The 5,743-nt window shown below is 65.4% G+C and carries 7 protein-coding genes; 2 read left to right on the top strand and 5 right to left on the bottom strand.

The window, feature by feature from the left end; translation table 11 throughout:
• Positions 1-180 precede the first annotated feature (180 nt).
• From VFS34_06930 to VFS34_06910, 5 genes are all read right to left on the bottom strand, one after another.
• Positions 181-717, bottom strand: coding sequence for a pilus assembly PilX N-terminal domain-containing protein (locus tag VFS34_06930; protein HET9794178.1), 537 nt, complete (start codon positions 715-717; stop codon positions 181-183).
• The gene (locus VFS34_06925) at positions 714-2,300 is read right to left on the bottom strand and encodes a prepilin-type N-terminal cleavage/methylation domain-containing protein (protein ID HET9794177.1); all 1,587 of its coding nucleotides are present in this window, start codon (positions 2,298-2,300) and stop codon (positions 714-716) included. The genes VFS34_06930 and VFS34_06925 overlap by 4 nt, the downstream gene beginning before the upstream one ends.
• A 12-nt stretch (positions 2,301-2,312) precedes the next feature.
• Entirely contained in the window at positions 2,313-2,906 is a 594-nt protein-coding gene (locus tag VFS34_06920) for a type II secretion system protein (protein ID HET9794176.1), read from the bottom strand.
• Complete coding sequence (locus VFS34_06915) at positions 2,906-3,493, bottom strand: GspH/FimT family protein (protein ID HET9794175.1); 588 nt, start codon at positions 3,491-3,493, stop codon at positions 2,906-2,908. The genes VFS34_06920 and VFS34_06915 overlap by 1 nt, the downstream gene beginning before the upstream one ends.
• 162 nt (positions 3,494-3,655) lie before the next feature.
• Positions 3,656-5,044, bottom strand: coding sequence for a sigma-54 dependent transcriptional regulator (locus tag VFS34_06910; protein ID HET9794174.1), 1,389 nt, complete (start codon positions 5,042-5,044; stop codon positions 3,656-3,658).
• 23 nt (positions 5,045-5,067) lie between these two features.
• On the opposite strand from VFS34_06910, the gene VFS34_06905 reads away from it, so the two are divergent.
• Together VFS34_06905 and VFS34_06900 are read left to right on the top strand one after the other, a co-directional pair.
• The gene (locus VFS34_06905) at positions 5,068-5,421 is read left to right on the top strand and encodes a hypothetical protein (protein ID HET9794173.1); all 354 of its coding nucleotides are present in this window, start codon (positions 5,068-5,070) and stop codon (positions 5,419-5,421) included.
• Positions 5,418-5,743, top strand: a 326-nt coding sequence (locus tag VFS34_06900; protein HET9794172.1) for a hypothetical protein, incomplete at its 3' end; no start/stop codon positions are given. The genes VFS34_06905 and VFS34_06900, both read left to right, overlap by 4 nt.

The raw sequence follows: 5,743 nt of genomic DNA, 5'->3' as shown, positions 1-5,743 counted from the left end.
GGTCGCGGGTTTGTTTTCCATGGTCGTCGTGTTCGAAACCATGACGAGGATGTTCGGCGACGCGGCCTGCTGCGTGTAGAGCAGGTTTCGGTCGTCGGCGCGTCCCACGCGCGCCGCGGCGGCGAGCGCCACGACGGCCAGGAGCGCCTTCGAAAGGGGGTTCTTCATGTTCGGCCTCGCTCAGTGGTTCGGGAGAATGAAAGGCATCGGGCCCACGACGACGTCGACGGAAATGTTCTTCTGAGAGGAAATCGTGGACGTGCCCGGAAGCGTGTTGCTCGCGAAGGAATCGAAGTGGTACCCGACGTTGAACAGGGGCGTGGCCCCGACGTTCAGTTGCGTACTCGGAGCGAGCTGGAAATCGACGAGCCGGAACGGGCTCACTTGAACGGCCAGAGTCCGATCCGTCGCCCCCGGGTTGCGCTCGGGCACCGTGAAACACCAGTAGCCGAGGGTCCCTCCGACGGTGCATGGCCCTTGCTGCTGGTTGAATTTGGCCTGCTGCACGCCGTACTGAACCCCCGAATCGGCCGCGTAGAACGCGCGATTGACGACCGTCTCCGCCCCGGCGGTCTGAAACTCCGACGTGGTCGTAAAGAGGAGCGCGAGCCCGAAAATCGTCAGGATGAAGATCACGAGGATCGCGGTGATCAGCGCGGCCCCGCTCTCTTTCCCACTCGATGCGTGGAAGCGCCCTGGCCTTCTGGTCGTCTTCATTGGAGATTGAAGTTCCTCAGCATGATCCTCAAGGTTTGCGTTCGGCGCCGGTAAGGAAACGCGATTCCGCTCGTCGGCTGGCTCACCGTTTCCGCGGCACTGTCCATCAGCGGATAGGCGAAAGCGCCGAGAAAAGCCGGCATGGCGACCGAACCCGGCGCTCGTCCCGACGGGTCCGGCTGGGAACCCTTCGCGAGGAGGGCCACTTCGAGCCCGCGAAGCCGGGACAGGTCGCTGTTGTAGTCGAATGTTCCGGAGGCCGGCTCCCCGGCTCGATTCCAGATCCATTCATCCGCGTCCGCCGACGAGACGTCCTCCGACGGATCGGCGTTGGGTGACGACGTGCCGCGGGCATCGTTGACGATCGTCGTGAACGTCGCCTGGGTCGTGATCGACAGCGAATTGTCCGAAGGGTAATCGAGAGGCAAACCGGTCGTGGTATCGAACTTGGTGGGGGCAGGGCTCGTAAACGTCCCGGTATTCGCGACGGCGTCGTAGAAGTCGATTCCGTAGGCGACCTGCAGGTCCTCCACGTCGTCGGCCACCGGAGTCACCGTCGCCGTCGAAAACGGCGAGGCCGACGAATCGCCCGTCACCCAATCGGCATAGGAAAGGACGGGGTGACATGGCCCGGGACTCTGGTCCTGAACGGCTCGGGAAGCCGCCGAGTTGCAGTTCGTCGCCGTGCTCGGGCCGTCGTCGATGAAGTACACGCGATCGTCGAGGATGCCTCCCCGCGTGGGAACCGTCAGGCCGATCGGAAACGCCCCGTTCGGACAGAGCGTCTGCGGGTAGGTCGTGTCGGGCGTCGCGGCGTTCCCGATCGCGATCGTGACGGTCGCCGTGCAATTCTTCGCGACGGCGCACGATTTCGAGCTGTCGACCTTTGCGACGACCGGATCTCCCGAGACGAGACCGACGCCGACGTTTCCGAGGGCGTCGGACATGACGAAAAGCCGGTTCGCCAGCGAGCTGTCGAACGCGCTCATGTCGTTCGTCCCGTTCGGAAAGCAAGGAGAGCTCGCGGTGGCCGTCGGGTCCGAGAACTTCGTGCACGGGTTGACCACGAGTGTGCCGGTCGTGCCGGAGATCGACCAGTTGCTCGAGCCGAGATCGAAGACCGCGTTCGCGATGACACCCCGAACGTGCAGGATGTCCGTGCCGACTCGAACGTGGTGTGCGCCCGAGGTGCCGCACGCACCGCCGATGCAGACGACGTCCCCGCTCCCGCCGGCGTTGACGTTGTTCGAGAGAAACTTGGCGGCGGCGCCCCATTTCGTCGACCCGAGGTTCAGGGAAACCCCGAGCTGATGAAGGGTGCCGACCGTCAGGCTCGCGGGCACACCGCCTGCGCCCGCCATTCGCGCTTCCCGGACGAGCTGATACGCGGCGTACCGAACGGACTGCTGGGCATCCGTGACGCTGTTTTCGGTCTTCGTGATCTTCGCGCTCCGGTCGAACATGGTCATCATGCCGATGACGACGACCATCATGATCAAGATCGAGACGAGGACTTCGATCAGCGAGAACCCCGTCTCCCGGCGAGATCGAGGGCGCGAACGTGAAAAAGGCTCGGTGCGCATCGGGTCGATTTCCTACGGGGATTTCACGGCGCTGATCCGAATCTGCTTGCCCGTCGATCCGGACGACAGCAAGAGCTTCGTCGGGTCGGTCGTGTTCGACCCGAGGTTGTACGTCGTCCCCGAAAGGCTTTCGCGGGACGATGCGGCGAATACGGTGATGAGCTTCACGCCGGTCTTGGCGGTCCACGAAGCGTCGCTGTCGTCCACGGCGGTCGTGAAATCCGGACGGCCGAAAGCGTCGAGGTTGTAGTCCTGCACGACGTACACCAGCTCGTACGGGTAGGAGAGGGAGACCGTTCCGTCCGTTTGCGTCAGGGGGTGCATGTTTCGATAGAGCTGGCCGGCGACGAGGGTGGGAGTCCCGGCGACATCGAGAGTGACCTCCGCCCCCGTGGGAACGGTCAGACGCGCATCCGTGAAGTTGTACTGGAGGATTTCCTCCAGGCGCTCCTTCGCGAGAGCATTCAGCGACGCGAAGTCCTGGCCGACGGCGTTGCTCTTCATCGAGTTCGCGAAGAGGGGAACGATGGCGAGCATGGCGATCGCCATCAGGGCGAGAGCGATCAGCACCTCGACCAGCGTGAACCCGCGGACTCGCCGGCCCATCAGTACCATATCCACGGCGGCGGAACGTAGGACGCGCCGGACAATTTCGTCATCGCGACCTTGCCCGAAGTCGCGATCGGAACTCCAACCTGAATCAGGTTCCCTTTCCCATCGGAGAGAAAGAGAGCCTTCGAGGAGCTGCCGGTCGTCGCGTTTCCGAGCGGCGAGAAGACGAACGAGAACGTTTGGGCACTCGTTCCCGGAGCAACGCTGTTGAGCGCCGCGATTCGATAGACGAGATTCGCGTCACTGGGAGGAAGCGGCGACCTCGCAAGGATCGTCTCACCGCTGTCCAGCACGCCGTTGGCATTGGCGTCTATGTAGACGATCGCCGAATGGTAGGAATCCTTGCTGACGTCGGTCGATACTTCGACCCCGACGTCGGAACCTCTCCGAAGTGCGGCGACGCGCGCCTTGAGCAGGTCCATCTGAACCGCGCGTGCCGCCGCGTCGAGGTGGGCACGCCGTGAGATGACCCCGAAATAGGGCAGGGCGATCGCGAGGACGATCCCCACGATCGCGACGACGACGATCAGCTCGATGATCGTGAAGCCGCGATTCGAAACGCGTGGCGTGGCGGAAATCACTGAGAGACGAATTAGCAGTAAAGATGCCCCCGCCGACCCTGGTCCTCGGCCGCGGGAACTCGTTGATTCTTCTAACCCTCGGGAACACCTGCCTGTCTATATTGTCAGGTCGCCCGTGTTCGATTTCCATACGGGACTGGCCAGAAAGAAGCCAGTTCGGAGTCAGCGCGAAGCCGGCTCCTCGCTCCCCTTCAGCTTCGCGTAGAGAGTGGCCCGGGTGATGCCGAGGATTTCCGCCGCCGCGGACTTGTTCCCCCCCGTCAGGCGCAGCACGTCGGCGACGTACTCGCGCTCCTTCTCCTCGAGCGTCGGAAGCGCGCTCTTGCCGGCCGCCTCGCGCGGCACGCCGAGGAGCCGCGTGATCTCCGGCGCGTCGATCGCCGAGTCCGTCCCGAGAATCGAGATCCGCTCCGCGAGGTTCCGCACCTCGCGAACGTTCCCCGGCCAGGAATACGCCGAGAGAAGCCGCTGCGCGGCCGGCGTCAGCGCACGCGGCTGCGGATGCCCGGCTTTCGCGTCGAACTCCACGAGAAACCGCGCCGCGAGGAGCGGCGCGTCCTCCGGCCGCTCGCGAAGCGGAGGCAGGACGAGCTCGAGGACGTTCAGGCGGAAATACAGGTCCTGCCGGAAGCGGCCGGCGGCGACCTCGGTCTTCAGGTCGCGGTTCGTCGCCACGATCACGCGGACGTCCACGACGCGCTCGGCGATCCCGCCGACGCGGTGGAAGCGCTTCTCCTCGATCGCTTTCAGCAGCCGGGCCTGCAGCGAGAGATCGATCTCGGCGACCTCGTCGAGAAAGAGCGTGCCGCGGTGGGCGAGCTCGAAGAGACCGGGTTTGGCCGATCCCGCGCCCGTGAAGGCGCCCTTCTCGTGCCCGAAGAGCTCCGACTCGAGGAGATCGTGCGAAAGACCCGCGCAGTTGACGTTGACGAATGGCGCGGCGGATCGGGCGCTCCAGCGGTGGATCTGGCGCGCGAGCGCTCCCTTTCCCGTGCCGCTCTCCCCCGTCAGCACGACGAGCGAGTCGGAACGGGCGACCCGCTTCGCTTCGGCGAGCAGCGAGACGACCGCCGCCGACTCGCCCCAGAAGAGCTCCGGATCCGCTTCGTTCAGCTCGCGCTTGAGCGCCCGGTTCTCGATCTCGAGGCGCTTCGCCTCGGCCAGGCGGCCGAGCACGTGGAACAGATGCTCGGGAGCGACTGGTTTCGTGAGGAAATCTTCCGCTCCCGACTTGACGGCCTCGACCGCGTTCTCGATCGTGCCGAAGCCCGTCATCATCACGATCCGCGCGTCGGGGCGCGCCTCGCGGAGCCGGCGAAGGCCGGAAAGCCCGTCGGCGTCGGGAAGCTTCAGGTCGAGGAGGATCGCGTCCGGGCGGAACCGGTCGAGGAGCGCCGCGGCGGCGCCGATCGAGGGAGCCGCTTCCGTCTGCGCTCCGCGCTGCGCGAGAAGCCGCCCGAGGCCGAAGCGGATCGATTCCTCGTCGTCGACGACGAGAACGCGGAAACCGGCGAGATCGGGGGTGTCGGAGCGGGGCGGGGAGGCGCTCAAAGACCGCTATTATAGCGCTCGCGATGCCTCATCCCGCCTACAAGGACCACCGGCTCTGGCTCGAGGCGATGGGTCTCGTCGAAGCAGCGTACGCGCTGTCGGATCAGGCGAAATCGACGACGCCGACGGTCGCGCGGCATCTCCGGAAAGTGGTCGTCACGGTCCCTTCCTCGCTCGCCGACGCGCTCTCCGACGAGCCCGAAAGGGAAATCGCCGACGACCGGCGGCGCGCTCTCGGGGCTCTCGCGGAAATCGAGCGGCAGACCCTGTTTCTTTCGCCGGATCTCGCGGTGCAAGGGGACGCTCTCGCCCGGCGCGCGCGCGGCCTCTACCGCGAGGTCGAACGCCTGCTCACGGAAGTGAAAGAGTTCTCGTGAGGACGGGTCGACACGGCCGCCGACTCGCCGCGGTCGTTCTCCTTCTCCTCTCGGCGGCGTGCGGGGGAAAGAACGACGCCGTGATCCCCGCCCGACAGGATCTCGCGCAGGCCTCGCGCGGCATGCTGGCGGGGAAGACCTACGACAACCGCGAGAAAATCCGCCAGAACATGAAGGAATCGGAGCTTGCCGCCGCGCTCGGCGCGCCGTCGGAGAAGCTCGAGAGCCGCGGCGAGATCGTCTCCGGGCATTGGACGTACCTGTACACGGACGGAAAGATCGTCATCAACCTGCGGGATCACCGGGTCACGGACGTGGAAAC

The organism is Thermoanaerobaculia bacterium, assembly GCA_035717485.1.
Taxonomy (GTDB): domain Bacteria; phylum Acidobacteriota; class Thermoanaerobaculia; order UBA5066; family DATFVB01; genus DATFVB01.
This window is presented reverse-complemented; position numbering and strand designations above follow the sequence as displayed.

What these genes read in the sequence shown, in the direction of transcription:
- VFS34_06905 (HET9794173.1), top strand. Translation starts at nt 5,068, where the DNA reads ATGCCTCATCCCGCCTACAAGGACCACCGGCTCTGGCTCGAGGCGATG.
- VFS34_06925 (HET9794177.1), bottom strand. Translation starts at nt 2,300, where the DNA reads ATGCGCACCGAGCCTTTTTCACGTTCGCGCCCTCGATCTCGCCGGGAG.
- VFS34_06930 (HET9794178.1), bottom strand. Translation starts at nt 717, where the DNA reads ATGAAGACGACCAGAAGGCCAGGGCGCTTCCACGCATCGAGTGGGAAA.
- VFS34_06920 (HET9794176.1), bottom strand. Translation starts at nt 2,906, where the DNA reads ATGGGCCGGCGAGTCCGCGGGTTCACGCTGGTCGAGGTGCTGATCGCT.